This window comes from Nonomuraea diastatica, assembly GCF_004349015.1.
Classification (GTDB): Bacteria; Actinomycetota; Actinomycetes; order Streptosporangiales; family Streptosporangiaceae; genus Nonomuraea; species Nonomuraea diastatica.
Window position 1 is genome coordinate 19,151 of record NZ_SMKP01000072.1, and the last position, 26,981, is coordinate 46,131.

22 protein-coding genes and 1 pseudogene are annotated in these 26,981 nt (G+C 70.2%); 13 read left to right on the top strand and 10 right to left on the bottom strand.

The genetic code is table 11. The annotated features are described in order from the left end of the window. The first annotated feature begins 48 nt into the window (after nucleotides 1-48). Complete coding sequence (locus tag E1294_RS24610; RefSeq protein ID WP_132511931.1) at nucleotides 49-477, top strand: nucleoside deaminase; 429 nt, start codon at nucleotides 49-51, stop codon at nucleotides 475-477. A gap of 162 nt (nucleotides 478-639) precedes the next feature. Here the strand turns inward: E1294_RS24610 and E1294_RS24615 are convergent, their stop codons facing one another. Then, nucleotides 640-1,848, bottom strand: a complete 1,209-nt coding sequence (locus tag E1294_RS24615; RefSeq protein WP_132511933.1) for an NAD(P)-dependent malic enzyme — start codon at nucleotides 1,846-1,848, stop codon at nucleotides 640-642. A 323-nt stretch (nucleotides 1,849-2,171) separates the two neighbouring features. Here E1294_RS24615 and E1294_RS24620 point away from each other — a divergent pair, with 323 nt between their 5' ends. Genes E1294_RS24620 through E1294_RS24630 form a run of 3 tightly spaced genes read left to right on the top strand, consistent with a single transcriptional unit; the run spans nucleotide 2,172 to nucleotide 4,619 of the window. Further along, nucleotides 2,172-3,584 (top strand): acyl-CoA carboxylase subunit beta, encoded by a 1,413-nt coding sequence (locus E1294_RS24620; RefSeq protein ID WP_132511935.1) that lies wholly within the window; start codon nucleotides 2,172-2,174, stop codon nucleotides 3,582-3,584. A 13-nt stretch (nucleotides 3,585-3,597) separates the two neighbouring features. Next, the gene (locus E1294_RS24625) at nucleotides 3,598-3,807 is read left to right on the top strand and encodes a DUF5988 family protein (RefSeq protein WP_132511937.1); all 210 of its coding nucleotides are present in this window, start codon (nucleotides 3,598-3,600) and stop codon (nucleotides 3,805-3,807) included. A 2-nt stretch (nucleotides 3,808-3,809) separates the two neighbouring features. Beyond that, nucleotides 3,810-4,619, top strand: coding sequence for a metallophosphoesterase family protein (locus E1294_RS24630; RefSeq protein ID WP_132511939.1), 810 nt, complete (start codon nucleotides 3,810-3,812; stop codon nucleotides 4,617-4,619). Nucleotides 4,620-5,004: 385 nt separating this feature from the next. Here E1294_RS24630 and leuA read toward each other — a convergent pair whose 3' ends face one another. Further along, entirely contained in the window at nucleotides 5,005-6,675 is a 1,671-nt protein-coding gene (gene leuA / locus E1294_RS24635) for a 2-isopropylmalate synthase (protein ID WP_132511941.1), read from the bottom strand. Between the two features lie 210 nt (nucleotides 6,676-6,885). On the opposite strand from leuA, the gene E1294_RS24640 reads away from it, so the two are divergent. Continuing rightward, entirely contained in the window at nucleotides 6,886-7,761 is an 876-nt protein-coding gene (locus tag E1294_RS24640) for a UbiA family prenyltransferase (RefSeq protein ID WP_132511943.1), read from the top strand. A gap of 111 nt (nucleotides 7,762-7,872) precedes the next feature. On the opposite strand, the gene E1294_RS24645 is transcribed toward E1294_RS24640, so the two are convergent. Then, complete coding sequence (locus E1294_RS24645) at nucleotides 7,873-8,805, bottom strand: aldo/keto reductase (protein ID WP_165977458.1); 933 nt, start codon at nucleotides 8,803-8,805, stop codon at nucleotides 7,873-7,875. Nucleotides 8,806-9,021: 216 nt separating this feature from the next. Then, the gene (locus tag E1294_RS24650; RefSeq protein ID WP_132511947.1) at nucleotides 9,022-11,763 is read right to left on the bottom strand and encodes an AAA family ATPase; all 2,742 of its coding nucleotides are present in this window, start codon (nucleotides 11,761-11,763) and stop codon (nucleotides 9,022-9,024) included. A gap of 810 nt (nucleotides 11,764-12,573) precedes the next feature. Between E1294_RS24650 and E1294_RS24655 the strand changes: the two genes are divergently transcribed. The 3 genes from E1294_RS24655 (at nucleotide 12,574) to E1294_RS24665 (ending at nucleotide 15,037) form a co-directional block, all read left to right on the top strand. After that, a complete protein-coding gene (locus E1294_RS24655) occupies nucleotides 12,574-13,524 on the top strand; it encodes a sensor histidine kinase (protein ID WP_165977459.1) in 951 nt (316 codons plus the stop codon). Continuing rightward, on the top strand, nucleotides 13,511-14,173 hold the full coding sequence (locus E1294_RS24660) for a response regulator transcription factor (protein WP_132511951.1): 663 nt from the start codon (nucleotides 13,511-13,513) through the stop codon (nucleotides 14,171-14,173). The genes E1294_RS24655 and E1294_RS24660 overlap by 14 nt, the downstream gene beginning before the upstream one ends. A gap of 132 nt (nucleotides 14,174-14,305) precedes the next feature. Next, nucleotides 14,306-15,037, top strand: a complete 732-nt coding sequence (locus tag E1294_RS24665) for a 4'-phosphopantetheinyl transferase family protein (protein WP_246083248.1) — start codon at nucleotides 14,306-14,308, stop codon at nucleotides 15,035-15,037. 425 nt (nucleotides 15,038-15,462) lie between these two features. Here the strand turns inward: E1294_RS24665 and E1294_RS24670 are convergent, their stop codons facing one another. Next, entirely contained in the window at nucleotides 15,463-16,314 is an 852-nt protein-coding gene (locus E1294_RS24670; protein WP_246083249.1) for an ABC transporter permease, read from the bottom strand. Further along, nucleotides 16,311-17,156: an ABC transporter ATP-binding protein gene (locus E1294_RS24675; protein WP_132511953.1), complete on the bottom strand. Its 846-nt coding sequence runs from the start codon at nucleotides 17,154-17,156 to the stop codon at nucleotides 16,311-16,313. The genes E1294_RS24670 and E1294_RS24675 overlap by 4 nt, the downstream gene beginning before the upstream one ends. A 160-nt stretch (nucleotides 17,157-17,316) precedes the next feature. Between E1294_RS24675 and E1294_RS24680 the strand changes: the two genes are divergently transcribed. The 5 genes from E1294_RS24680 (at nucleotide 17,317) to E1294_RS24700 (ending at nucleotide 23,445) form a co-directional block, all read left to right on the top strand. Continuing rightward, the gene (locus tag E1294_RS24680; protein ID WP_132511955.1) at nucleotides 17,317-18,033 is read left to right on the top strand and encodes an ABC transporter ATP-binding protein; all 717 of its coding nucleotides are present in this window, start codon (nucleotides 17,317-17,319) and stop codon (nucleotides 18,031-18,033) included. Next, entirely contained in the window at nucleotides 18,030-18,752 is a 723-nt protein-coding gene (locus E1294_RS24685; RefSeq protein WP_132511957.1) for an ABC transporter permease, read from the top strand. Before E1294_RS24680 ends, E1294_RS24685 begins: the two co-directional genes overlap by 4 nt. 29 nt (nucleotides 18,753-18,781) lie before the next feature. Continuing rightward, nucleotides 18,782-20,053 (top strand): sensor histidine kinase, encoded by a 1,272-nt coding sequence (locus E1294_RS24690; RefSeq protein WP_220447917.1) that lies wholly within the window; start codon nucleotides 18,782-18,784, stop codon nucleotides 20,051-20,053. Between the two features lie 3 nt (nucleotides 20,054-20,056). Further along, nucleotides 20,057-20,692 carry a response regulator gene (locus E1294_RS24695; protein ID WP_132511961.1) on the top strand — a complete coding sequence of 212 codons (636 nt, stop codon included), beginning with the start codon at nucleotides 20,057-20,059 and terminating at the stop codon, nucleotides 20,690-20,692. Nucleotides 20,693-20,964: 272 nt separating this feature from the next. Beyond that, entirely contained in the window at nucleotides 20,965-23,445 is a 2,481-nt protein-coding gene (locus E1294_RS24700) for a PEP/pyruvate-binding domain-containing protein (RefSeq protein WP_132511963.1), read from the top strand. A gap of 66 nt (nucleotides 23,446-23,511) precedes the next feature. Here the strand turns inward: E1294_RS24700 and E1294_RS24705 are convergent, their stop codons facing one another. The 4 genes and pseudogenes from E1294_RS24705 to E1294_RS52900 form a co-directional block, all read right to left on the bottom strand. Beyond that, entirely contained in the window at nucleotides 23,512-24,483 is a 972-nt protein-coding gene (locus tag E1294_RS24705; protein WP_132511965.1) for a methyltransferase, read from the bottom strand. 18 nt (nucleotides 24,484-24,501) lie between these two features. Further along, the gene (locus E1294_RS24710; protein WP_132511967.1) at nucleotides 24,502-25,245 is read right to left on the bottom strand and encodes a thioesterase II family protein; all 744 of its coding nucleotides are present in this window, start codon (nucleotides 25,243-25,245) and stop codon (nucleotides 24,502-24,504) included. After that, nucleotides 25,242-26,276, bottom strand: coding sequence for a Gfo/Idh/MocA family oxidoreductase (locus tag E1294_RS24715; RefSeq protein WP_132511969.1), 1,035 nt, complete (start codon nucleotides 26,274-26,276; stop codon nucleotides 25,242-25,244). Before E1294_RS24715 ends, E1294_RS24710 begins: the two co-directional genes overlap by 4 nt. Further along, nucleotides 26,273-26,981, bottom strand: a pseudogene (locus E1294_RS52900) (hypothetical protein); the annotation flags it as partial. The pseudogene E1294_RS52900 and the gene E1294_RS24715, both read right to left, overlap by 4 nt.

Genomic DNA, 26,981 nt, shown 5'->3' on the forward strand with positions numbered 1-26,981 from the left:
CGATGGAAAGGCGAGGGATCTCGCCCTTCTCCAGCGAGGGAGAACCCGTTGACATCCGACGAAGAAGAGCTTCTGCGGCGCGCCATCGCGCTGGCCGCCGAGGCCCGCGCCGGCGGCAATCCGCCGTTCGGCTCGCTCCTGGCCGGGCCCGACGGGACCGTGCTGGCCGAGGAGCGCAACTCCTCGCTCACCGACCGCGACATCACCGCCCACCCCGAGCTCAAGCTGGCCCGCTGGGCCGGCCGCGAGCTCGACCCGGCCACCGCGGCCGCCACGACCATGTACACGAGCTGCCAGCCGTGCGGCATGTGCGCGGGCGCCATCGCGCGCTCGGGCCTGGGCCGGGTCGTCTACGCGCTGTCCGGCGATCAACTCGACGAGCTCAAGCCGCCCGGCACCACCTTCACCGACCCGCCCAGCGCAGGGCCCGCCCTCTACGCCGAGGCCCGCGTACCGGTCGAGGGCTACTACCGCTGACCGCCCCCTGACCGGTCCGCATCCGGTCAGGACGGTGCACCGTTCGGCCGCGACACCTCTCGCGCACCTGTCGCGGCACCGGAGCACGGCGCCCGCACGCGCGCGTGGCGACAGACCAGGGACCAGTGGCAGACCTCGGACCGCTGGCGGGCCGGGGGCGGCTCAGAGGCCGGGGAGGCGGGCCACTCCGTCGCGGCGGGCCTGGTCGGCGACCGCGGCGGCGACGGCGGGCACGACCCGGGGGTCGAACGGTTCCGGGATGATCCGGTCTGCCGACAGTTCCTCGTCGACCACGGCGGCCAGAGCGTGAGCAGCGGCGATCTTCATGTTCTCGGTGATGGCCGAGGCGCGGGCCGACAGGGCGCCCCTGAAGACGCCGGGGAAGGCCAGCACGTTGTTGATCTGGTTGGGGAAGTCGCTGCGCCCGGTGGCCACGACGGCGGCGTGCTCCTGGGCGATCCCGGGGTGGATCTCCGGCTCGGGGTTGGAGAGCGCGAAGACGATGGAGCCGGGCGCCATGGAGGCGATGGCCTGCTCGCTGATCGTCGAGCCCGACAGGCCGATGAAGACGTCGGCACCGGCCAGGGCCTCCTCGGTCGTGCCGGTGTGGCCGGACGGGTTGGTGCAGCCCGCGATGATGGCCTTGTGGGGGTTGAGGTCGTCGCGCCCGGTGTGAAGGACGCCCTTGCTGTCGGACACGGCCACCTCGCCGATGCCGGCGTTCATCAGCATGCTCGCGACGGAGAGGCCGGAGGCGCCCGCCCCCGCCACGACGGCGCGGAGATCCCACAACCGCCGGCCGGTCACCCGTGCCGCGTTGCGCAGCGCGGCCAGCACCACGATGGCGGTGCCGTGCTGGTCGTCGTGGAAGACGGGGATGTCCAGCACCTCCCTGAGCCGGCGCTCCACCTCGAAGCAGCGCGGCGCGCTGATGTCCTCAAGGTTGATGCCGCCGAACGACGGGGCCATCCGGACGATCGTCTCCACGAGTTCGTCAACGTCCGTGCAGTCCAGGCAGATGGGCACCGAGTCCACGCCGCCGAACTGCTTGAACAGCAGCGCCTTGCCCTCCATGACCGGCATCGCCGCGGTGGGCCCGATGTCGCCGAGCCCGAGCACGGCGGTGCCGTCGGTGACGACCGCGACGACGTTGGAGCGCCAGGTGTAGTCGTCGGCCAGCTCGGGCCGCTCGGCGATGGCGGTGCAGACGCGGGCCACCCCCGGCGTGTAGGCGAGGGACAGGTCGTCCAGGTCACGCACCTGGACGGAGGGGCGCGTCTCCAACTTGCCGCCCTCGTGCAGGCGGAAGGCCGGGTCCTGGTCGAGGAGAGCGGCGAGGCCGATGGCTGGTGCGGTGATTTCGGTAGTCATGTCGTGCTCCTAGAACCGCAGCAGCCGGCCGGACGGGGTGCGCGTGTCCGGCGCCTCGAACTTGGGATTACGTGAGGTATGCCGGCTTTTCTTGAGCTGTGTGCGTTTCATGATTTCCGCACCTTTCTGCGCCTGCCGTACACCGGCCGGCACGCTGAAAGAACAACACAAGCTTGAGTGTCACACGGTGTCCATTTACCGGTCACCCCACGACCCCCCTACGCCCGAGGGCTTCCCTGCTAGAGGTACGAGGCGATAGGGGTTGTCCGCGATAGGGGTCGCCCGGGACATTTCGAAGGACAGATTCCGGCGAAAGGACAACGATGACGGTCCTGACCGCTTTTCCCACCGAAGCACTACTCGATCCGAGGACTCCATCGGTGCGCTTCTCGCGGCTCCTGGATTCCGACTCGGTGGTGCCGATACACGGCGACGACGGCAGCGGCGTGCAGGCCGTGCACGGGCTGATCGACGGCTCGCCCGTGATCGCTTACTGCACCGACGCGACAATCATGGGCGGCGCGCTGGGCTGGGCGGGCGCGAACCGTATCGTCGAGGCCATCCAGCTGGCCGTCCGCCGGCGCTGCCCCGTGATCGGGCTGTGGCACTCCGGCGGCGCCCGGCTGGCCGACGGCGTGGAGTCGATGGACGGCGTGGGGCGCATGTTCGCCGCCATGACGGCCGCCTCGGGGCTCGTCCCGCAGATCTCGGTCGTGCTCGGGCCGGCTGCGGGCGCGGCCGCGTACGGGCCCGCCCTGACCGACGTGATCATCATGTCGGACGCCGGCCGGGTCTTCATCACCGGCCCCGACGTCGTCCGTACGGTCACCGGCGAGAACATCGACATGGCCGGACTCGGCGGCCCGGACGCGCACGGCCCCAAGTCGGGCGTCGCGCACGTCACGGTCGACTCGGAGGAGGCCGCGTACGACCGCGCCCGCCTGCTGACCGGGTTCTTCACCCGGCCGGGCGGCTACGACTTCGCCGCGCTGAGCGAGCCGCGCGACCTGCGCGCGCTGCTGCCCGACATGCCGCGGCGCGCCTACGACGTCCGGCCGCTGGTCCGCGCCGTGCTGGACCCCGACTTCCTAGAGCTGCAGCCGCGCTGGGCGCCCAACATGGTGGTCGGGCTCGGGCGGCTCGGCGGGCGGGCCGTCGGCGTGATCGCCAACAACCCGCTGCGCAAGGGCGGCTGCCTCGACTCGCTCTCGGCGGAGAAGGCCTCGCGTTTCGTGCGGATGTGCGACTCGCTCGGCGTCCCGCTGGTGGTCGTGGTCGACGTTCCGGGCTACCTGCCGGGCGTCCAGCAGGAGTGGGGCGGCGTGGTCAGGCGGGGCGCGAAGCTGCTGCACGCCTTCGCCGAGTCGGTCGTCCCCCGGGTGACGCTGATCACCCGCAAGTCGTACGGCGGCGCCTACATCGCCATGAACTCCAGGTCGCTGGGCGCTACCGCGGTGTACGCCTGGCCCGACGCGGAGGTGGCGGTGATGGGGGCCGAGGCGGCGGTGGGCATCCTGCACCGCAAGAAGCTGGCCGCGGTGCCCGAGCCGGAGCGGGCGGACCTGCACGCGCGCCTGGTGGAGGAGCACCAGCGCACGGCCGGCGGGGTCGAGCGGGCCATGGCACTCGGCGTGGTGGACGAGGTCATCTCCCCTTCCGAGACCCGGCTCCGCCTGGCAGAAGCACTCGCACGGGCGCCGCAGTCCCGCGGTTGCCACTCCAACATCCCGCTGTGAAACGAGGTGACCCATGTCGTACGTCAAAGTCATGCTCATCGGGGGACCGAACCACCTGCCGGTCGAACGACGGTTCTTGACCGTCGCGCCGGGCTGCGAGAAGATCAAACTGCCTTTCGGCAGTGGGTACGAGCACTTCCTCCACAGAGGTGAGCGAACGCGCGTGGACGGGCAGGAGCTTCCCGTCTACACCTGGATCATGCGGACGGCCATCGCGGAGTGAGAATGTCGGCGTTGCTCGCCATCAGCGATCTCCACGTGGGCTATGCGGACAACCGGGAGATCGTGGAGGCACTGCGGCCCCGGTCCGCCACCGACTGGTTGCTGATCGCGGGCGACGTCGCCGAGCTCATGGCCGACATCGAATGGGCGCTGCGCCTGCTCAGCAGGCGCTTCGCCAAGGTCGTGTGGACCCCGGGCAACCACGAGCTGTGGACTCATCCGAGCGACCCCGTGCGGTTGCGCGGCGCCGAACGTTACGACCATCTGGTGCGGCTCTGCGGCGAGCTGGGCATCGTCACGCCCGAAGATCCCTACCCGGTCTGGGAGGGCTCGCTCGTCGTGGCGCCGCTGTTCGTGTTGTACGACTATTCCTTCCGGGTCCCCGGCGTGCGCTCCCGGGCCGAGGCCCTGGCCCAGGCCTACGAGCGAGGCGTGGTGTGCACGGACGAGATGTTGCTGCACCCCGACCCCTACCCGTCCAGGCAGGCCTGGTGCGCGGCCCGGGTGGAGCTGACCGAGCGGCGGCTGAGCGACCTGCCCGCCGACCTGCCGACCGTGCTGATCAACCACTATCCCCTGGTACGCCGGCCCACCGACGTCCTGCGCTATCCCGACTTCGCCCTGTGGTGCGGCACCGAGCGCACCGCCGACTGGCACGTACGGTTCAACGCGCGCACGGTCGTCTACGGGCACCTGCACATTCCCCGCACCACCTGGCACAACGGCGTGCGGTTCGAGGAGGTCTCGCTGGGATATCCCCGCGAATGGCGCCCGCGGCCCACCGAGCCGGGCCGCCTGCGGCAAATAAGCTGACCGGGGAATTCGCGTTCGCCCTAAGGGTGAGCTAGGGGTGGGAAAAGCGTCCGGGCGGCGCTTGAATACAGGTAACACAGTTTTGAAGGTGTTTATCCCGCCAGCGAGGTGAGGCATTGAGCTAGACGTCGTACCCCTTTTGCGAGGCCTTCCGACAGAACGAAAGCCACTGCTCGTCGAGAAAATGAGCGGTGGCTTTCGTCGTGCCCGGGACCGCTCTTTCTCCATCCGCGCCTGCGGCGTGCCGAACGTGGCGCGTACGACCTCGGCCCCGGCCCGTGCGGCGGTGCGGGCCAGTTCGGCGGCTGAGATCGTCTTGGGGTCGCGCCCGCCGCGGAAATGCCGCAGCGGCCGCCTCGCGGCGGCCGCTGTCGTGCGCTGGACGTCAGCTGGCATTCGCGAGCCTGACCTCCGTCCGCCCGCTCCTCCTGGCGGCCGAGCCGACCGCCGTCAGGGTCGCGTCCACCACGTTGGTGGCGACGCCGACCCCCCAGACCGTCTCGCCGTCCACCTTGCATTCGGCGTAGACCGTAGTCTCCATGCTGGCGATCCGCTCGGCGCCGCCGGACCGGTGCACCGCCCGCACGTCCACGCCCAGGGGCGCCAGCGTGGCGCCGATGGCCCGCACGGCCTGCTCGCGCTGGCCGTCCATGTGCAGCGTAGCGGTGATCCGGTCGCCGCCCGCCCCCAGCGCGCCGGGCCGCTCGTCGCGGGAGAGGTACTCCTCCTGGAACAGCTCCCACACCTGGTCGGGCGAGAGCTCGCTGCCCCGCAGGTCGGCCCGCTCCTGCACGAGCCGGGCGAACTCCCGCTGCAGCTCGCGCGGGAGCTCCATCCCGTGCCAGGCGCTCATGATGTACGCGATGCCGCCCTTGCCCGACTGGCTGTTGATCCGCACGATCGCCTCGTACGTGCGCCCGACGTCCTTGGGGTCCACCGGCAGGTACGGCATGGTCCACGGCATCTCGTCGACGCCGACGCCGGACCCGGCCGCCCGGCGCTCCAGGTCGTCGAACCCCTTCTTGATCGCGTCCTGGTGCGAGCCGGAGAAGGCGGTGTAGACCAGCTCACCCCCGTACGGGTGCCTGGGGTGCACGGGGATCTCGTTGCAGTGCTCGACCGTGCCGCGGATGCGGTCGATGTCGGAGAAGTCGATCTCGGGGTCCACGCCGTGGGTGAACATGTTCATGCCCAGCGTCACCAGGCACACGTTGCCGGCCCGCTCGCCGTTGCCGAACAGGCAGCCCTCGATCCGCTCGGCGCCCGCCAGCATCGCCAGCTCGGCCGCGGCAACCCCCGTGCCACGGTCGTTGTGCGGGTGGATGGACAGGCACACGTGCTCCCTGCGGGACAGATTGCGGTCAAGCCACTCGACCTGGTCCGCGAACACCGACGGCAGGGAACGTTCCACGGTGGTGGGAAAGTTCAGGATGATCGGGCGTCCCGGGCCGGCCTCCCACACGTCCATGACCGCTTCGCAGACTTCCAGGGCGAAGTCGGGCTCGGTCTCGTTGAACAGTTCCGGCGAGTACTGGTAGCGCAGGTCGCAGCCGGCCAGATCGCGCTCGGCGTACTTCATCATCATCCGGGTGCCCTGCACGGCCAGGTCCTTGCACTGCGCGCGGTCCATGTCGAACACCACACGCCGGAACAGCGGCGCGGTCGCGTTGTAGAGGTGGAACGTGGCGCGCGGCGCGCCGGAAAGCGCGCTGACCGAACGCTCGATCAATTCGTCCCTCGCCGGCACGAGCACCGAGATCCACACGTCGTCGGGAATGCGGCTCTCCTCGACGAGCAGACGGACGAAGTCGTAGTCGTCCTGGCTGGCCACCGGGAATCCGACCTCGATCTCCTTGTAGCCGATGTCGACGAGCAGCTCGAACATCTGGAGTTTCCTGGCCGGCGACATGGGATTGGCCAGCGACTGGTTGCCGTCGCGCAGATCCGTCGACAGCCAGCGCGGCGCTGAAACGATCTTCTTGTCCGGCCACGTACGGTCGGCCAGGGCCAACGGAGTAAAGTCCGAATAGCGCTCTACGGGGCGGGTCGGGACCATGGTTGAATCTCCTTCGCCTTGGTCATGGTCTGCCTGTAGGAGATCTCCGATCACAACGTACAATCGGCCGGGCGCCGTCGAATAGGGCAAGGATCAGGAGAGTGCCGGTCCTTACCCATAGATATCCGCCCGGGTATCGAGAGTGCGGACCCCGGTATCTTTAGGCGCACCCCCCTTCTCCGCCTCCCGGCGGTCGCGCACAATCCGATCATGGCGACCATCGAAACCGTGGCGCTGCGGCGCGGCGGGCTGTGTCTGGCAGAGTCTCGCCCTTCTGTTCAAATAATCTTCTTACTGCGTTTTCTGACCGGCACCGCATTGTGCGCCCAGGTCGCCGGCGCCGACGGGCATCTCGGCCGAACGGCCTGGGGCGCCCTGACGTGGGTGCTGATGATTTTCTCCGTCTATCTCTTCAACGGCGTCATGGACGTTTCCGAGGACCGCCTCAACGGCTCGCGCAGGCCCATCTGCAGGGGCGACCTGCCGCCCGACTTCGCCACCGCGGTGGCGGTGGGCGCGGCGCTGGTCAGCCTGCTCAGCGGCTTCGCGCTCGACCCGCTGATGGGCCTGCTGCTCACGGTCGTGCTGGTGCTCGGCTACCTGTACTCGGGCCCGCCGTTCCCGCTCAAGCGCAGCTCCGGCGGCACGGTCCTGACCGGAGGCGCCGCCACCGTGCTCACCTACGTCGCGGGCGCGCTCTCCTACGCCAGCGAGTTCAGGGTCTCGATGATGCTGATCGTCTTCGTACTGGCGGCGTCGTTGTGGACCGCACTGGTGGGCTCGACGACCAAGGACCTGCCCGACATCGAGGGCGACGCGCAGGCCGGCCGGACGACCTTCGCGGTGACGCACGGCGAGGCCACCCTGCGGCGGGTGATCTGCGCCGTCGCCATCGGCCTGGCCCTCGCGTTCACGGCGGCCGTGCTGCTCCTGGATCTGCCGCTGTGGCCCAGCGCTCTCGCCATGGTCGCCGGCGCGCTCGCCATCACGGTCCTGTGCGTCCAGGGGCGGCGCCGCGAGCCGTACGGCGCCTTCATGGCCACCCAGTACGCCCTGCACGGCCTGGTGATCCTGACCCTCGTCTGAGTCCGCGTCCGAACCGGCCGCCGGCGGGGTCCGCACCTGACTGACCGGGCCCGACTGACCGGGCCCGACTGACCGGGCCCCGGCTAAAGGGGCCCGACTGGTGGGGCCCGACTAACCGGGTAGCCGCGCTCCGGCGGCCGCACCGTGCGGGAAGGCCGCCTCGAGCCGGCGGCACGTCGCGTCGGTCAGCAGCAGCCTGACGGAACCCGCGTTCATCTCCAGGTGAACCGGGTCGCGGGTGCTGGGCACCGGCACCACGTCGGGCCCTCTGGCCAGCAGCCAGGCCAGCGCCAGCCGGCCGGTGCTGACGTCCATGGTCGCCGCCTCGGCCTCCAGTTTCCTGAGCCTGGCGATGTTGCCCGGCAGGTTGGCCGGGTCGAACCGAAGGTCCGTGCGGCGGGCGTCTCCCGGATCGAGCTCGCGGGCGGAGCCGCCGCGCCCGGCCAGGAAGCCGCGGCCCAGCGGCCGGCCGGCGATCAAACCGATGCCGAGCTCGCGCGCCACCGGCAGCTGGTCGAGCTCGGCGTCGCGGTGCCACAGGGAGTATTCCATGGCCAGGGTGGTGATCGGATGGACCACGTGCGCCCGGCGCAGTTCGTCTCCCGTCACCCCTGCCAGGCCCGCGTAGCGCACCTTGCCCGCCGCCACCAGCTCGCCGAGCCGGCCCGCGGTCTCCTCGACGGGCACGGCGCCCGGCTCCCTGCCGACGATGTAGAGGTCGACGTATTCGACGCCCAGCCGTTCCAGCGAGGCTTCGCACGCCTGCCGCAGCGGCACGTTCCCTGAGCGGCGCTGGAGGGTGCGCGTCGAGAGCAGGACGTCGTCGCGCCAGGGCCTGACGGCCTCGCCGACGAGCCGTTCGACCTCACCATGGGCGTGGTCGTCGGACATGTCGAGCAGGGTCACACCTGTGTCGAGCACGTTGTGGAGCAACGCCAGAGACTCCGGGCGGTCCACTTCGCCGTACACGCCGGAGAGAGCCAGACATCCGAAGCCCAGACACGAGGTGATCGGCCCCGTGTCGCCCAGCCTTCTGCTGTCCACAACACTCCCTCCAATTGGCCCTCACCGTTGGTACATACGATCTGTGGGCCAAGTTCGCGCCACAACCCCTATCCCCCGGGAACACCGAAGGAATATGGGAGAATCATTGCGCTTTATCCACACTTGACACTGTATGCAACTCTTCGTTATAAACATTGTTAATGTTGCTGCCCACCGCGCGGTGTCCGCACGGTGGGCAGCTCGGAGCTCAAGAGGTCAGCGCAGGGTGGGGCTGAGCTCCAGATTGGGAGGGAGATCGGAGCGCTGAGTGATTCCGAGCTTGCGGTAGATGCGGGTCAGGTGCTGCTCGACCGTGCTCACCGTGATGAACAGCTTGGCGGCGATCTCCCGGTTGGTGTAGCCGACCGCGGCCAGGCCGGCGACGCGTCGCTCCGCGTCGCTGAGGATGGCCACCACCTTGCTGATCTCGGAGCCCTGCCCCTCGGCGGCGGCGCTGTCGCCGTCCAGCGCCTGGCTCAGCGGCTGGGCGCCGCACTCCTGGGCGAGGATGCGCGTACGGCTGGCGATGATCCCCGCCCGGCGGAACTCCCCGACGCTGTGGAAGGCCTCGGTGAGGTCGAACAGCGACCGGGCCAGCTCGTAGCGGTCGCCGCAGGCCTGCAGGCGGTCCGTGGACTGCCGCAGCAGCATGGGCCGGTGCCGGAGCTCGCTCGTGGCGGCCAGCAGGCGCAGCGCGATCCCGTGCGTACGGGAGGCCATCGGGCCGCACCGGGAGAGCTGCTCCTCGATCAGGGCACGGGCCTCCGCCTGCTCGCCCATCCGGATGAGCGCCTCGGCCGCGTCGGTACGCCAGGCGATGAATCCCGGCGTGTCCATCTCCCACTCGGCCATGAGCTCGCCGCAGAACCGGAAGTCGCGCAGCGCCGCCGCCGGGTGGTCGACCGCGAGGTGGTAGCGCCCGCGGGCGTGCAGGTAGTGCAGCCCGAAGCGGGTCTGCAGCATGGCGTCCGGCACCGGCGTGTTGACCTGGGCGAGCGCCTTGTCGTACTGCCCCATGGCCGTGCTGGCGAGCATCAGGTTGGCCAGCGGGCCGCCCACGGTGACACCCCAGCTGGCGGGCGGGATGATCTCCAGGGCCTGCTGGGCGCACGACGCCGCGGTCTCCAGGTCGCCGCGGCGCATGGCGATCTCGGCGCGGATCGCGGTGAGCCGGGCGCGCCGGGCCGGGGCGCTGCGCGACTGCGCCTCCTCGATGAAGGCCTCGCACCAGGGCACGGCCTTGTCCGGCCAGCCGCCGTACGTGAGCGCGAGCAGGGAGCTCTCGACCGTGTCCATGGACATCTCGTCCAGGCGGGAGCTGTGCAGGATGCGCTCGACGGTGGAGAGGATGCGCTCGCGCGGCCCGCGGGTGAGCACCGAGATCAGCGCGTTGATCGACTCCAGCCGCCGGCTCACGCGTACGGGCAGCACGGCCTCCCTGGCCTGCTCGCTGGTCGACCTGTTGACGTGGGCCAGCAGCGGCGGCGCGGAGCAGCGCAACCACAGCCGGGTGCCGATGAGCTCGGCCACGGTCTGCGGCTCGGTGTCGCCGCTCTCCTTCAGATGCTCGAGCACCTGACAGGCGTCGTCGACCTTGCCGTGCCACAGCAGCGCCCTGGCCAGCACGACCGCGTCGCTGCCGCGCAGGGTGCCGTTGTGCAGGGCGTCGGTCAGCTCGGCGATGTGGTCGGCCGGCGTGCTGGGGTTGATGCGCCATTCGGCGCGCATCAGGACCGTGGCGATGGTGGTGCGGTGCCGCTCGTCGGTGCAGCCGCGCCAGGCGAGCTTCAGGTAGTCGACGGCCGAGGTGACGGATCCGTCGTCCAGCCGGTTCAGCGCCGCCGCCTCCAGCACGGGCACGGCCCACGGCAGGTCGGTCGCGTCGGCGCCGAGCAGGTGCTCGGCGATCGCGATGTCGTCGGCGCCCTCCTCGTGCAGCAACTCGGCGGCCCGCCGGTGCACGCTGCGGCGCACCTCGTCGCTCAGCTCGGCCAGCACCGTCTCCCTGGCGATCGCGGCCCGGAAGTGGCCCGACTCCAGCAGCCCGGCCGTGTCCAGCCAGTGCATGGCGTGCGACATCGTCGCGGTGTCGGAGCCGAGCAGGCGCTCGAGCAGCGCCGGGTCGTCCAGCACCGCGAGCCAGCCGGCGACCTGCATGAGGCCGGGGTCGGCCCGGTGCAGGCACGACAACACGGCCTCGCCGTAGCGCTCGGCGGGAGCGCTCCCGCTCGTCTCGTGGTCCTCGATCAGCCCGCGGAGCAGGAGCGGGTTGCCGCCGCTGAGCGCGTGCCACTCCGGCGTCACCTCCTTGGCCGCCGCCTCGCCCAGGCGCTCGGCCGTCATGCTGAGCGCGGCACCGTACGACAGCGGCGCCAGCCTGACGGCGGTGCAGTGGGGCTGGCGCAACATCTCGGTGGCGAAGAAGCCGTGCATGTGCTGGCGGTATTCGGCCTGGCCGAACACCGCCACGAGCGGCGCGTACCTGGACCTGCGGACGAGGTAGGAAAGGCAGAGCAGCGAGGCCCTGTCGGCGAGGTGGACGTCGTCGACGACGATCGCCAGCGGATGGCGCTCGGCCAGCGAGAGCAGGACCGCGCAGAGCGAGTGCACGATCTGCACGTCCACCTGCTCGACGCGGTCGCCCTTGGCGGGCGAGGCCATCTCCGCGCCCTCCCGCAGCAGGTCGGCCGCGACCGCGCGCACGTCCTCGCGCAACGGCGCGTTCTGGAAGAGCTGGCCGAGCACTCCCAGCGGAATATCGCTCTCCGCCTGGGTGGCGGACGCCACCAGCGGCAGAGCACCCCGTTCGAGTGCCTGTTCGGCGAAGGCATGCAGGAGCTCACTCTTGCCCGTCGCGACGACCCCCGTCACCATCACGACCCTGCCCTTGCCGCCAACGGCCTCGGCGAGGAGGCCTTGCATGGAGGTCATGGCCGCATCTCTCTCGAACAGCCCCATGATTGGACACCCCTTTTAGAAAGGCAATTTACGACCGGAAGGAGTTCTGAGGTCCAGCGAGCTTTTCTGCTCTTTTCTCGGCTTCGATGTCTTGGTCTGTCGCACCTGCCGCATGACCTCAACCCCTTCCGCACCCGTTTCTGGGTTGACGCTCATCACGTTAGGTGCGGCTCTGGGGGCTCACAATACGACTTATCCTTAATAACGCGGGCCGCTACGCATGGACCAGCCGGTCTTCAACTTTCGGACCACGCCCAGGTCCGAGTCATCGCGGGCGCGCGCCGGGCGGCGCGTCCCGACGGATCCCCGGGGCCCGCGGCCCCTGCGGCCGGCGCACGCGGGAGGGAGTGAGAGACCCCAAACCTTACCCACGAGTATCGTTATCATTTATTAACGTGAATCGCGCTAGTACGAGTCATGCTCATGTAAACCGCCGCCCCGTCACGCCACTCCGGCGAGCTGGCGCGCCAACCTGGGCCCGCGGCGCGTTGTTCACAGAATATTGACATTTCCATGTCGCGCCCCGTTTCAGCAGGTCACGGGCCGGCAGAGGCTGCCCGGAGGACACTCCGCGTATGGCGGCCATCGGCATACAGTTGCCTACTCACCAGTGTTGACCCAAGATGTAAGCATTCGTGCACTCTCCAAGGGGACACGGTGGGAGAAATTGCGCATACGGGTGAGCAAGACGCTACGGGGCCGGCGAGCCTTATCGAGGAGTGCCGAGCGGACATACTGAGCAAGTACGAGCAGGGACTTGCGGCCATCGGTAGCGTGTTGATCAATGATCAGGTGACGAAAACCCAGGTCATGACGAACGCAGGCCAGATCCTGACGGAGATGGCGGGGGCACTGCGTGCGGGACGCCTGCAGGACGACGACGAGACGTCCCGTTTCCTGGCCTGGGACATAGGCGTGGCAAGGGCGTCCGCGGGCGTCCATCCGAGAGAGTCGCTGATGGCGGCCTCGGTGTTCTTCCGTGCGGCGTTCACCACGCTGAGCCAGCGGCTCCAGGACGACACCCATGCCGCTCACATGCTGAAGCTCGTCGTGACGGCACTGGAACAGAGCATCTCCCTGCGCATCAGGGAGGCCGCGAACAGTTACACCGGCATCCTGCTCAACAAGGTGACCGAGGCGCAGATGGCCGAGCGCCGGCGGATCGCCAGGGAGCTGCACGACCGCATCGGCCACAGTCTCAGCGTGGCCCAGCGCCAGCTGGAGTTATCGAACATGTATCGCCCGGGGGAGCCGGCGAAGGCGCTGGCCAAGCTGGAGATGGCGCAGCAGGCCATCCAGGAGACCATGTACAGCCTGCGCCAGGTCACCTCCGACCTCCATCCCCCGGGGGGCAGCACCCTGGAGAAAGGGCTGCTCAGCTACCTGGACATCATCGGGACGGACGACGTTCAGATCGAGCTGATCGTCAACGGCGACCAGACCTGGGCGCCACCGACCGTCAGCGAGGAGTGCCTGCTGATCCTGCGTGAGGCGGCGCGCAACGCGCTCACCCACGGGGAGCCGTCGGCCATCCTCATCCGGATCGACGTCGCGCCGCACGAACTGGTCGCGTGCGTGATCGACAACGGCTGCGGTTTCGATCCGGACGGCCAGCCGCCGAAGGGCAGCCTCGGCCTGTCGTCCATCAGGGAGCGCACCCAGTTACTCGGCGGCACGGTGACGATCGCCAGCAAGCCCGGCATGGGCGCCAGGGTCGATCTCGCCGTGCCCATCCAGAGGCGCCCCGATGATCAGGAGTGACTCGCCCACCACGATCGCCATCGTGGACGACCACGCCCTGTTCCGCGAGGGACTCAGGGAGATCCTGGAAGCCCAGGAGGGGCTGGTCGTGGTGGGCGAGGCGGGCACCTCCGACGACGCCCTCCGCCTGGTCGCCGACAAGAAGCCGGACATCCTCCTGCTGGACGTGGAGATCCCCGGCGACTCGGCCACCGACACCGTGACGCGGCTGCGCAGTCAGGTCCCGAACACGCAGATCATCATCCTCAGCATGTACGACGGCCCGCAGTTGCTGCGCAGGCTCCTCGCCGCCGGCATCCGCGGATACCTGCTCAAAAGCGTCCACTGGCACGAGCTGGTGTCGGCGATCCGCAGCGTGCACGACGAGCCGGACCGTATCGTCCTGGCCGTCTCCCGCGAGAGCCTGGCGCAGATGGAGAGCGCGCCCGCCGAGGTGCTGACGAGCAAGGAGCGCGAGGTCCTCGAACTGGCGGCGCAGGCGCTCAGCAACCGGCAGATCGCCGCCCGCATCAACACCACCGAGGCCACGGTCAAGCGCCACCTGCGGAACATCTTCGTCAAGCTGGGGGCCGCGTCGCGCATCGACGCTGTCAACCGTGCGATCGACGCCTCGCTGATCACGCCATCGCGGGCACGATCCGACAATTGATCCTAAATATGGACATTTCGCATAGGTCGCACCCCCTTCTGAGGGCGGGTTCACCCCGCAACCGGCTCCGGACGGCCCGAGAAGACCTAATCGAACGTTCTCTCGCGGCAAGGCCGTATCTAGCTTGGAATGGTGAACACCAATGCCTTGATCGGGAGCATCCTCCCCCCGTGGGTGGTGGCCGTGGACACGTTCGACGACCACGACGCGGTGCTCTTTCCCGCTGAAGAAGAGGTGATCAGCCGATCGGTGGAGACCCGGCGCAAGGAGTTCGCCACGGCACGCATGTGCGCCAGGCAGGCCATGGGCCTGCTCGGCCTGCCGCCGCAGCCTCTCCTGCCCGGCCTGCGTGGCGAGCCCCAGTGGCCCAAGGGCTTCGTGGGCAGCATCACGCACTGCGCGGGTTACCGCGGAGCCGTCGTCAGCCCCGGCGGCGACACCATCACGATCGGCATCGACGCCGAACCCAACGAGCCGCTGTCGAACGGCGTCCTGGAGGCGGTCTCCCTGCCCGAGGAGCGCAAAGCCCTGCGCGCGCTCGCCGTCGACCACCCGGAGGTCTCCTGGGACCGCCTGCTGTTCTCCGCCAAGGAGTCGGTCTACAAGGCCTGGTTCCCGCTGGCCAAGCGGTGGCTGGACTTCGAGGACGCGATCCTGACCTTCAACCCCGTCCTGGGCGCCTTCTCCGCCCGGATCCTGGTCACCGGCCCGCACGTGGGCGGCCAGCAACTGGCGGGTTTCACCGGCAAGTACATGGCCCGTGACGGGCTGCTCCTCACCGCCATCGTCATGGCCACCAGCACCGCCTCGCGCCGCCACCGCCCCGTGCTCAGGCGACCCGTGCCGCAGCCGGTCAGGGCCTGACGCGCCGTACGCGGCCGCCGTCAGGGCCTGACACGGCCGGGAGACGCGGCAGGCCGTTCCCGACGTCCGCCGTGCCCGGTTCCCTGCGCCCGCGTCCCGTCCCTGCGCCCTTCTGTGGGGCCCTTCTCTGGCGTCCACGCCGGCCGTGAGGACGGCCGGTGGCCACGTCCCCGCGCGAACCGCGCCACGCCAGGCCATCCGGGCATCAGGATACGGCCCGCATCACCGCATCGCGCCGCATCGGAAGTCGGCGCCGCATCCCGATCAGAGCACCGCGCCGCGTACGAGCACCACCCGGTTCATGCGGCCGGACATGAGTATGACGGTGGCGTCCTCAAGGACCCGCCACCGTCACCAAGACTCGTCCGCGCCGTGCTCCCCTCCCCTCGTCAGAAAACCCGAGCAATCCTGTCCTGCCGGTACGGTCAGCTGTCCTTGGCGGTCCAGCGGAACGTCTTCATGCACAGCAGCAACGCGCCGACGCACCAGGCGGCGAGCACGAGGGCGATCAACGGGAGCTGCCACGAGCCGGCCGGTTCGAGCGCCGCAGCGTGCTCGGGCAGGAACACCGAACGCATGCCCTGGGTCATCCACTTGAGCGGGAACAGGGACGCGATGAACTGGAGAAAGGCGGGCACGTCGGAGAAGGGCATGTAGACGCCGGAGATGAACTGCACGATGAGGAAGGGCAGCGTGATGATGGCGTTCGCGCCGCGTGCCGACTTCGGCAGGCTGCCGACCGCGATGCCCAGGAGGGTGCAGGCCACGCCGCCGAGGAGGAGGACCCAGGCGAGGGTCAGCCACCGGTCGAGCGTGCCGGGCACTTGCACGTCGAACATCAGCACCCCGACCACGACCAGGAGGGCGACCTCGGCGACCATGCACACGAGAACCTGGATGACCTTGCCGCCGAAATAGGCGATCCGCGGCATGGGCATGCCGTAGAGCCGCTTCAGCGTGCCGTCGTGACGCTCCAGCGCGACGTTGATCCCGAGGTTCTGGAAGGTCGTGCCCATGATGCCGGCGCCGATCATGCCGGCGGTGAGGATCTGGGCGCCGGTGACGCCGTTGAAGTCCGGCTTGCCTGACTGCATCGCGCCGAGCAGCATCAGCATGATCGCCGGGAGCGAGAAGATGACGATGAACTGTCCCTTGGTGCGGAAGAAGCTCTTGAGCTCCAGCGCACCGCGCTTGAGAGCCAGCCGACCGGCGCTGGGCAGGGGCGCCGCCGCCGCGGCGGCCATCCGTGTCGGTGGTCTTGACAACGTGGTGGTCACGAGTGATCTCCGATTAGGCCGAGGTAGACGTCTTCGAGAGACGGACGTGTCACGGTCAGCTCGGGGATCTCGCCGTCGAACTGGCCGCTGAGCTCGGCGACGACCTGCGTCGGCGTCGCCGTCTTCACGCTTTGGTCGCCGTCGGCGGTGGTCCAGCTGACGGTCGCCATGGCCTGCGAGCGCCCGGCCAGGGTGGCCGGCTCGCCCAGCGCCACGACCTTGCCCTGCACGATCACGCCGACCCGGTTGGCCAGTGCTTCGACCTCGTCCAGGTAGTGCGTGGTCAGCAGGATGGTGGTGCCCTCGTCGGCCAGACGGGAGATCAGGCTCCAGAACTGGCGGCGGGCTTCAGGGTCGAAACCGGTGGTCGGCTCGTCCAGGAACAGCAGTTCGGGGTTGCCGAGCACGCCCAGCGCCACGTCGACCCTGCGCCGCTGGCCTCCGGAGAGGTTGCGCGTGCGGGCGTCCGCCTTGCCGGAGAGCCCGACGAGTTCGATCACGTGCTCGGGGTCGCGGGGCCTCGGGTAGTAGTGGGCATAGTGATGGACCATCTCGCGCACGGTCATCTCCGCGGCGTCGGTGGCCGACTGCAGCACCATCCCGAGACGGGAGCGCCACGCCCTGCCGGCCACGCCGGGGTCTTCGCCGAGCACGCTGACCTCGCCGGCGTCTCGCCGGCGATGGCCTTCCAGGATCTCAACAGTGGTCGTCTTGCCTGCGCCGTTGGGGCCGAGGAGCGCGAACACCTCGCCACGGGCGATATCCAGGTCAACGCCGTCGATGGCGACCACGTCGCCGTATCGCTTGCGCAGCTCACGCACGCGCACCGCTGTATCGCTCATGCATTCAGAGTTGGGGATCAGCGCCGCGTACGACACCCCTATTTAGCGTTTCACCTGGTCGGAAAGCCAATCCGCAGGTCGGACCCGGAATCGGGAGGCTGACCCCCTATCAACCGTTCGGGGGATGTCGCATGCGGCGGATCCCGATGATTCTTTAAACATGACAGTCATCGAAATCGAGGGCATGAGTAAAGCCTACAAAGGCCGCCAAGTGCTGACGGACGTATCCCTGCAGGTGGAACGAGGCGAGATCTTCGGCATCGCCGGCCCCAACGGAGCGGGCAAGACCACCACGGTGGAGTGCATGTCGGGCCTGCGCGAGCGGGACGGCGGCGTCCTGCGGGTCCTGGGCCTCGACCCCCAGAGCGACCGTCGCCAACTGCTCCCCCGCATCGGTGTCCAGCTCCAGGAGGCCGCCCTGCCGGACGCGCTCAAGGTGGGCGAGGCACTGAAGATGTACGCGTCCTTCTACGACGAGCCCGCCGACTGGCGCAAGCTCATGGACGAGTGGGGCCTGACCGACCGGCAGCGTTCCAGCTTCGCGAGCCTGTCCGGCGGTTGGAAGCAGCGCCTGTTCATCGCGCTGGCCCTGGTCGGCAACCCGGAGGTCGTCTTCCTCGACGAGCTGACCACCGGCCTCGACCCGTCCGCCCGCCGCATGACGTGGGGCCTGGTCCGCGAGGTCCGCGACCGCGGCGTGACCGTCGTGCTGGTCACCCACTTCATGGACGAGGCCCAGGCGCTGTGCGACCGCATGGCGATCATCGACCAGGGCCGCGTCATCACCCACGGAACCCCGGGCGAGCTGATCACCCAGGGCCGCACGGAATCGCTCGAGGACGCTTACTTCGCACTGACGGGAGGGCAGGCGGCATGAAAGGTATCACGCAGGTCATCGCGGTCGAGCTCAAGCTGATCATCAGGGATCCGATGTCGGCGTTCTTCGCGCTGGCCTTCCCCACGATCATGATCTGGGTCAAGCTGCGCAGCGGCAAACCCCTTCCCGGCGGGCTGCCGTCGGTTGACGCCAACGTGCCGATGCTGAGCATCTTCGTCATCGGGCTGGCCACGCTCGTCATCCTGCCGGCCACCCTGGCGCAATACCGCGAGCGCCGGGTGCTGAAGCGGCTGCTCGCCACCCCCGCCTCACCCGGCATGCTGTTCGGCGCTCAGTGGATCGCCCACATGCTGATGGCCCTTCTCGGCACGGCGCTGCTCATCGCCATCGGCGCCATCGGCTACGACCTGTCCGCCCCCGCCAACCCGGGAATCGTGGTCCTGGCCTGGGTGCTCGGCGCGCTGAGCCTCAGCGGCATCGGCTTCCTGCTCGGCGCCGTCGTCCCTTCCGGCCGCACGGCCACCGTGCTCGGGCTGAGTGTCTTCTTCCCGATGGTCTTCATCTCCGGCGCGGTGATCCCCCGCGAGTCGATGAGCGGCTCGATGCGGGCCATCGGCGACATGCTGCCCATGGCCCCGGCCGTGCAGACCATCCGCAACGGCTGGGAGGGTCACGCGGCCTCCCCCGTGGCGATGCTGGTCATGGTGGGGATCTGCCTGGTCACCGCCGGCATCGCGGTCAAGGCGTTCCGGTGGTAAGCAGCGCCCGCCGTGAAGGGTCGGGATCGGTGGTCGCCTCCACCGGACCCGGCCTTTCGCGTTGGGACCGGGTCTGGCCCGCGCTCCCCTACCTGTTCATCCTGTTGCCCGCCGCCTTCTCGCTCGCACAGAACTGGCGGCTCGAGACGCTGGTGCTGGCGTCGTTCGCGATGGCCTGGCACTGGTTCCTGATCGGCGTGCACCCCGACTGGACCAGGCACCCGGTGGTGGCCATCGTCTACTTCGCCGTCCTGCTCGCGGCCATCGGGGCGCTGGTCAGCATCGACTCGGTCTTCACGGTGACCGGCCCGGCGGCGTTCATCCAGTCGTTCCGGCTGCTGCCCCGGTGGTGGGCCTACGGCGGGGTGGCCGCGACGGCCGGCGTGCTGGTCTCCATGCGGCCGGAGGCCGGGCGGAGCCCCGGCGAGATGCTCTTCTCCTTCCTGATCGCCGCGTTGATCGCCTCCGCGATCGGGCTGGTCATCCAGACCATCTCCGACCAGAACGAGAGCCGCAAGGTGATGATCGAGCAGCTGCGGGAGACCGGCGCCAAGCTGGCCGCGCTCGCCGAGGAGAACGCGAGCCTCCAGGCCCGGCTGCTGACCCAGGCCCGCGAGGCGGGGGTGCTCGGCGAGCGGCAGCGGATGGCCAGGGAGATCCACGACACCATCGCCCAGGGGCTGACCGCCATCGTCACCCAGATCGAGGCCGCCGAGGAGGCCATCGACGACACATCGGCCGCGCTCGCCCGCCTCGACACCGTACGCACCCTGGCCAGGGAGAACCTCAACGAGGCCCGCAGGTCGGTGCAGGCGTTGCGCCCCGCGCCGCTGGCCGGCTCGCAGTTGCCCGCCGCCGTGCGGGACGTCGCCGACAGGTGGTCGGAGACGACCGGCGTGACCGCCTCCCTGTCGGTCAACGGCGACGCCCGGCCGCTGCACGCCGAGGTGGAGATCACGCTGTTGCGGGTGGCGCAGGAGGCGCTGTCCAACGTCGCCAAGCACGCCTCGGCCGGACGAGTTGCTCTCACCCTGTCGTACATGGAAGATGTCGTGGTGCTGGATGTACGCGACGACGGAGCCGGATTCGTCCCCGGGCCGCCCGACATCTCCTCCCACGCGCCCGCCTCCGAGGCAGGCGGCTTCGGGCTCATCGCGATGCGCCAGCGCGTGACCAGACTGGCCGGGGACTTCGAGATCGAGTCGGCGCCCGGCGAGGGCACCGGCATCTCCGCGACCGTGCCGGCCATCCCCGCCGACGCGGTGTCCGAACCGTCCGACCGCCTCAGAGACGCCGGGTGACACATGCCGATTCGCCTGATCATCGTGGACGACCATCCGGTCGTCCGCGACGGACTGCGGGGGATCTTCACCGACGACGAGTTCGAGGTGGTCGGCGAGGCGGGCGACGGCTTCGAGGCGCTGGCGGTGGTCCAGCGCACCAACCCCGACGTCGTGCTCACCGACCTGCGCATGCCGAAGATGAACGGCGCCGAGCTCATCCGCCGGCTGCGTGAGCAGTCGCCCGACGTGCGCGTGCTCGTGCTGACCACGTTCGACAACGACGTCGACGTGCTGCCCGCCATCGAGGAGGGCGCGACCGGCTACCTGCTGAAGGACACCCCGCGCGCCGAGTTGCGCAGCGCGGTGCAGGCCGCGGCGCGCGGCGAGACGGTGTTGTCGCCGTCCGTGGCGGGCGTGCTGACGCAGAAGATCCGCGCGCCGCAGCAGCAGGTGCTCAGCCGCCGCGAGCTGGAGGTCCTGTCGCTGATCTCCCGGGGCGCGACCAACCGCGACGTCGCCAGGAAGTTGTTCATCACCGAGGCGACCGTGAAGACCCATTTGCTGCACATCTTCGCCAAGCTCGAGGTGAACGACCGCGCCGCCGCCGTCGCGGTGGCCTATGAGACCGGCCTGCTCAGGCCCGGCGCCGACGGGTAGTTGCCCGTGGGAAGTCGGATAAATGGGCTGCCGCTACGGCCTTGACCAGGCAAAACATTTGCGCGGCAGTCGGATGAGCAGGTTTCCTGTTGGTAAGGGCGCCTAGGGGTGGGCCACCCACCGGCGATTTCGTACCGTTGAAGAGGCGGCCGTTCCCCCTTTTCTTTTTTTCACAGCGATGAGTCAGGTGATGTGTCAGAGCCTGACCTCCGGCTTTCCCTTTCCCTGATGAGCGCTTTAGGCCTGCCGCCGAATCGGAATGGAGATCGCGTATGAACACGCTTGCCCTGGCTGATCCGAGGGCCGAACTCGACGTCGTCGGCGGAAAAGGCGAATCGCTCGCCCATCTGGCCAGGGCGGGCCTGCCGGTGCCGGCGGGCTTCCACGTCACCACCGGCGCCTACCGCGCGTTCGTGGACCGCCACGGCCTGCGCGACGCGATCCTCACCGGCGACGCCGAGCAGATCCAGGCGCTGTTCGCGGCCCGCGAGCTGCCGCAGGAGATCGCGGGCGACATCCTGGCCGCGTATGCCCAGCTGGGCGACGAGCCCGCGGTCGCGGTGCGGTCGTCGGCGACCGCGGAGGACCTGCCGGGGATGTCGTTCGCCGGCCAGCAGGACAGCTACCTCAACATCCGCGGCGCCGTGCAGCTCCTCGACGCGGTCAAGCGCTGCTGGGCCTCCCTGTGGACCGACCGGGCCATCGCCTACCGCGACCGGCACGGCATCCCGCGCGAGGAGGTGGCCATCGCCGTCGTCGTCCAGGAGCTGGTTCCCGCCGACGCCGCGGGGGTGCTCTTCACCGAGGACCGCGACCGGCTGACCATCAACGCCGCGTGGGGCCTGGGCGAGGCGGTCGTCGGCGGCCTGGTCACGCCCGACACGATCACGCTCGACCGCGCCGGGCGCACGGTCGTCGACGAGACGATCGCGTCCAAGACCGTCATGACCGTGCGCACGCAGGAAGGCACCCGTGAGGACCCTGTCCCGCCCGGCCTGCGCGACGAGCCTGTCCTCACCTGGGCGCAGGCCGAGCGGCTGGCCGAGCTGGGGATGACGATCGAGGAGCTGTACGGCCGCCCGATGGACGTCGAGTGGGCGATGCACGACGGGCGTCCCCACATCCTCCAGGCCCGGCCGATCACCGGCAGGCGCGAGGTGTGGAACGACTCCGTCAAGGGCGACTACCTGTGGAGCAACGGCAACCTGGGCGAGGCCATCCCCAGCGTCATGACGCCGTGCACCTGGTCGCTCGTGCAGGCGTTCATCGCCGAGATCATGGTCACCGGCGACCTCGGCGGCCACCCCATGTGCGGCAACATCGGCGGCCGCGTCTACATGAACATGAGCGTGAACGCCTCTCTCGGCAGGGCCCTCGGCATCACCAAGAAGATCAAGGCCACCCAGGAGCCGATCTACGGCAGGCTGCCCGAGGGTGTCGAGACGCCACTGCTGCCGATGACGCGCTGGCAGACCCTCAGGGCGGCGAGGCCCATGCTGGGCGGCCGCCGCGAGATCCAGAAGCTCGTCGAGCACATCCCGGCCTACATCGCGGACGCGGAGCGGCGTACGGAGGAGATCCGCGCCGCGATCACCGTCAGCGACGACCTGGCCGCGCTGTGGGAGAGCGACGTCGAGCCGAGGTTCAGGGAGTGCAACCGCATGCTCGCCGCCGCGGCCCGCCAGGACGCCGGCTCGCTCATCTACCTCGGCGCCCAGCTGGCCGAGCTGGTCGGGGAGGCCGATGCCACCGTGCTGATGTCGGGCATCCAGTCGGGAGAGGGCCGGCTGGAGAGCCTCGGCCCGCTGCTCGGCCTGGCCCGGCTCAAGCGGGGTGAGATCTCCCGCGACGGGTACGTCCGCTCCTACGGCCACCGTTGCCCCGACGAGTTCGAGATCTCGGTGGCCCGGCCCGTGGAGGACCCGGCGTGGCTCGACGACCAGCTCGCCGGGCTCACCGTCGACCCGGCCGAGCTGCTCGACCGCCAGATCGAGGCGAGCGAGGCCGCCTGGCGGCGGTTCCGCGAGCGCCATCCGAGGAAGGCGGAGAAGTTCCGGCGCAGGATCGACCGCTGGGAGGCCATCGTCCGCTCCCGCGAGGAGACCCGGTCGGAGATGATGCGGGGCTTCTGGATGGTGCGCGACTTCGTGGTGCGGGCCGGGGAGGTGACCGGGCACGGCGACGACCTGTTCTTCCTGACGATCGACGAGATCATCGACGTGCTGCGCGGCTCCGGCCGGCCGTTGACGCGGGTGGCCGGGCGGCGGGCGGCGTACGAGCTGTACCGGTCGCTGCCTCCGTACCCGGGCATCATCCGCGGCCGGTTCGACCCGGAGCGGTGGGCCGCCGACCCGGGCCGCCGCGGCGACGTGTTCGACGCCGCCGCCACGGTGGTGCCCCCGTCGCAGACCATCAGCGGCTTCCCCGGCGCGTCGGGCGTGGTCGAGGGGACCGCCCGGGTGCTCGGCTCCGTGGCCGACGGCGACCGGCTGGGCGAGGGCGAGATCCTGGTGACGACCGTGACGAACGTGGGCTGGACGCTGCTTTTCCCGCGCGCCGCGGCGGTGGTCACCGACGTCGGCGCGCCGCTGTCGCACGCTGCGATCGTCGCGCGCGAGCTGGGCATCCCCGCCGTCGTCGGCACCAGGAACGCCACCATGCTGCTGCGGGACGGCGACCGGATCCGCGTCGACGGGAGCGCGGGCACCGTCGAGGTGATCCGGGAGCGGGCCGGCGAGCTCGTGATGAGCTGAACGTCGGGGGACGTGACAAGGCGCCGGGCTCAACGGGGAGCCCGGCGCCTCTCGCGTGTCCGCGTCTCAGCGGGTCGCGGTGAGCATCCGCATCCCGAGTGGCAGGTCGATCAGCCGGCCCGGAGTCAGGTCCGCGCCCTCCAGCAGCGCGCGGTACTCCTCCTCGGTGCGCTCCCGCCCTCCGGTCATCACCATCATGTGCAGGTCGAAGGCGAGCGGAACGTGAGAGCCGCGGCCGACGACGCGTTCGACGATCAGCAGCTCGGCGCCGGGCCTCATCGCCTTGGCGCAGTTGGCCAGCAGGGCGGCGCAGCGCTCGTCGTCCCAGTCGTGCAGGATGCGCGAGAGCAGGTAGACGTCGCCGCCGTCCGGCACGCAGGAGAACAGGTCGCCGGCGGCCAGCTCGCACCGGTCCAGCACCCCCATCCGCGACAGGTGCCCGGGCGCGGCGGCGACCACCTCGGGCAGGTCGAACAGCACGCCCGTGGCCTCGGGGTTGCTCCGCAGGATCGTGCCGAGCAGAGCGCCCGTGCCGCCGGCGAGGTCGACCACGCGGCGTGGCCCGGAGAAGTCGTACGCGTCGGGGACCCCCCGGAAGAAGGAGGCACCCGCCGCCATCCCCGCGTTGAACACCGACGCCTTGCCGGGATCGGCGGCCAGGTGCGCGAAGATGGGCTCGCCGTGGACGTGCTCGAACGCCGGCTCGCCGGTGCGTACGGCGTGCTCCAGGCCGTTCCAGGCGGCGGCGAAGGAGTCCTCGCCGTAGAGGGCGGCGAGCGGGCCCAGGTCGTCGTGGCGCAGCCGCGCCCCCATCGGGGTGAGCCCGTACCTGCCGTCGTCGGCGTCGGCCAGCCCCACCCCTTCGAGCAGGCGGAGCAGGCGGTGCAGGGCCTCGGGGTGCGCGCCGACCTCGGCGGCGACCTCACCGGGGGTCAGGCGGCGCCCGTCGAGCGCGTCCACGACCCCGAGCCGGACGGCGACGAAGGTCGCCTGCGCCACCCATCCTCCGGTGAGGATGCGCATCAGCTCTTGGTCCATCGTTTCCTTCCTAGGGGATCAGGGAGTGGACGCCCAGCCCGTCGTGACGGCGCGGGACAGCTCCGCGATCACGTCGTCCTGGCGTGGCACGAGGTAGAAGTGGTCGCCGTCCAGCGCGCGGACGGTGCAGCGCGCCCTGGTCAGCTCGCCCCACCGCGCCGCCTGTTCCGGGGTGACCTCCGGGTCGTCGCCGCCGAGCAGGGCGGTGACGGGGCAGGCGAGCACGCCGCCGGGGCGGTGCTGGTAGGTCTCGTCGAGCCGGTAGTCGTTGCGGATGGCCGGCAACGCCAGCTCGCGGATGTCGGGGTCGGCCATGAGCTCGCGCTCGACGCCGCCGAGCCCGATGATCTCGTCGATCAGCTCATCGTCGGAGCCGGCGTGCGTGTCGCTGTGACGGTGCTCGTGGGGCGCGTGCCGGCCGGAGGCGAACAGGTGCGTCACGCCCCTGCCCCTGGCCTCCAGCGTGCGCGCCACCTCGTACGCGATCAGCGCTCCCATGCTGTGCCCGAACAGCGCGACCGGCCGGTCGAGCAGCGGCGCCATCGCGTCGGCGACGAGCTTGGCGAGGTGGTGGGCGTCGTCGACGAACGTGTCGGCGCGGCGCTCGCCCCGCCCCGGGTACTGCACGGCGCGCACCTCGACGGAGTGCGGCGCCGCGGCGTGCCAGCCTCGATAGAAACTCGCCGAGCCGCCGGCGTGGGGGAAACAGAACAGCCGTAACGAGGCGTACGGCCTGGGCTGGTAGCAGTGGAACCAGTTCATGCGAACTCCGTGGCGGACAGGGGGCGGGGTGCCGTCTGGACCAGCAATTCGGGCCGGCCGATCGCCGCGGTGGCGTCCTGCCACAGACGGCTGAGCGTCAGGTGGTACTGGCCCTGCCGCAGCGGGTCGCGGCCGTCCTCGGCGGCCTCGCGCAACCCGGTCAGCGCCCGGCGCACGCCGTCCGGCCACACCGAGGTGACGATCTCGGCGAACGTGGGCGCCTGCGCCGGCCCGATGGTGGTGGCGCTCGGCAGGCGCAGGTGGTCGGCGCCGGTGTCGAAGCGGTCGTCGGCGTCGCGGGCGACGTACATCCGCGGGGTCCACACGATCGGGCCGTGCGTGTTGACCAGCGTGAGGTTGCCGCCCTCCGTGCCTACCGTGATGCGGTGCAGCAGGTGGAGGTGGGCGTCGGGGTCGTTGGGCGCGATCTGGTTCTGCACCCGGAGGGTGAGGGGCACTCCTCCGACCGTACCCGTGACGCACACGAAAGGTGTGCCCGGGGCCGTGGCGGTGAACGTCCAGGGGCGCAGGCCGCCCAGGGCCTGACCGAGGATGTCGAACAGGGCGTAGGCCACGTGGACGCTGCAGGAGGCGTCGACGTAGAGCGGCTGCTGGAGTTCGCGCAGGCGGCGGGCGGCCTCGATGAAGCGGCGCACGGGGTCCAGATGGACGTACAGGGTGTTCACGTGGTGCACCGCGGACGCGGCCCTGGCGGTGCGCAGGATGCGGGCCAGCTCGTCCGCGTGGACCGGATGTTCCTGGAGCACGTGCACGCCCCGGGACAACAACGCCGCGGCCAGCTCGCTGCCCTCGCCTCCGACGACGCCCGACCGTACGACCACGCAGGCCAGGTCCGCGATCTCGGGCACCTGGTCGGGGTCGGTGACCAGCGGGACGCCGTGCTCCCTGGCGTACGCGGCGGACCTGGCGCTGCCGCGGGCCAGGATGCCGGTGAGCTCGAAGGGGCCGTCCCGCATGGCCGACAGGTAGATCTGGCCGAACTTGGTGCCGCACACCACGACTCGTTTCACAGCGCGCCCTCCTCGAACGCCGGCGCGGCCAGGTCGATGGGGGCGACCGCGTCCGTGATCTCGGCCGTCGCCACGCCCTCGAGGTCCGCCAGCATCCTGGCCGGGTCGAGCACGGCGTCGGCGTGGTGCAGCCCGTCCGGGACGTCGCCCGCCAGCACCGCCCGCGCGGCGTGGGCGGTGACGGCGGCGGTCAGCGCGTAGGAGTCCGTGGTGCGCACCACGAGGGTGCTGGTGCCGGTTGTGGTGCTGGTTCTGTTTCTGGGCGCGCCAGTGAGCTGAAAAAGCAGGACATAGTACGGCGTGCGCCCGGCCAGTTCGAGCTCGGCGACGCGGGCCAGGTCGGCGGCCGACGTCGCGGTGCTCGCGGTGGCGAGGACACGGTCGCCGGCTATCACGTTGTACCAGCGGGCCTCGGCCAGCCCCAGGTCGGCGGCGACCCGTTCCGCCTCGGTGCTCAGGTAGGGGTAGGCGGTGACCGGTCCGGGGAAGTAGGGCAGCTCGACGTCGTGCGCGGGGGTGAGGGCGCGCGCGACCTTGCCGCCGTCACGCCACCCGGCCAGCGCCGCGCCCTGCTCCTCCTGACCGGCCAGCAGGAAATCGCCGGCCGCCGCGGGGGTGAGCCGGTCCAGCCCTCCGGTGTAGACGTCGAGCCGCCCCGCCGGTTCCGTCGCGACCGTCGAGGCCGGGCCGCCGTAAGCGGACGGG

Coding starts and splice junctions, on each gene's coding strand:
- E1294_RS24615 (WP_132511933.1), bottom strand. CDS start 1,848: ATGACTACCGAAATCACCGCACCAGCCATCGGCCTCGCCGCTCTCCTC.
- E1294_RS24620 (WP_132511935.1), top strand. CDS start 2,172: ATGACGGTCCTGACCGCTTTTCCCACCGAAGCACTACTCGATCCGAGG.
- E1294_RS24625 (WP_132511937.1), top strand. CDS start 3,598: ATGTCGTACGTCAAAGTCATGCTCATCGGGGGACCGAACCACCTGCCG.
- E1294_RS24630 (WP_132511939.1), top strand. CDS start 3,810: ATGTCGGCGTTGCTCGCCATCAGCGATCTCCACGTGGGCTATGCGGAC.
- leuA (WP_132511941.1), bottom strand. CDS start 6,675: ATGGTCCCGACCCGCCCCGTAGAGCGCTATTCGGACTTTACTCCGTTG.
- E1294_RS24640 (WP_132511943.1), top strand. CDS start 6,886: ATGGCGACCATCGAAACCGTGGCGCTGCGGCGCGGCGGGCTGTGTCTG.
- E1294_RS24650 (WP_132511947.1), bottom strand. CDS start 11,763: ATGGGGCTGTTCGAGAGAGATGCGGCCATGACCTCCATGCAAGGCCTC.
- E1294_RS24655 (WP_165977459.1), top strand. CDS start 12,574: ATGACGAACGCAGGCCAGATCCTGACGGAGATGGCGGGGGCACTGCGT.
- E1294_RS24660 (WP_132511951.1), top strand. CDS start 13,511: ATGATCAGGAGTGACTCGCCCACCACGATCGCCATCGTGGACGACCAC.
- E1294_RS24675 (WP_132511953.1), bottom strand. CDS start 17,156: ATGAGCGATACAGCGGTGCGCGTGCGTGAGCTGCGCAAGCGATACGGC.
- E1294_RS24680 (WP_132511955.1), top strand. CDS start 17,317: ATGACAGTCATCGAAATCGAGGGCATGAGTAAAGCCTACAAAGGCCGC.
- E1294_RS24685 (WP_132511957.1), top strand. CDS start 18,030: ATGAAAGGTATCACGCAGGTCATCGCGGTCGAGCTCAAGCTGATCATC.
- E1294_RS24695 (WP_132511961.1), top strand. CDS start 20,057: ATGCCGATTCGCCTGATCATCGTGGACGACCATCCGGTCGTCCGCGAC.
- E1294_RS24700 (WP_132511963.1), top strand. CDS start 20,965: ATGAACACGCTTGCCCTGGCTGATCCGAGGGCCGAACTCGACGTCGTC.
- E1294_RS24705 (WP_132511965.1), bottom strand. CDS start 24,483: ATGGACCAAGAGCTGATGCGCATCCTCACCGGAGGATGGGTGGCGCAG.
- E1294_RS24710 (WP_132511967.1), bottom strand. CDS start 25,245: ATGAACTGGTTCCACTGCTACCAGCCCAGGCCGTACGCCTCGTTACGG.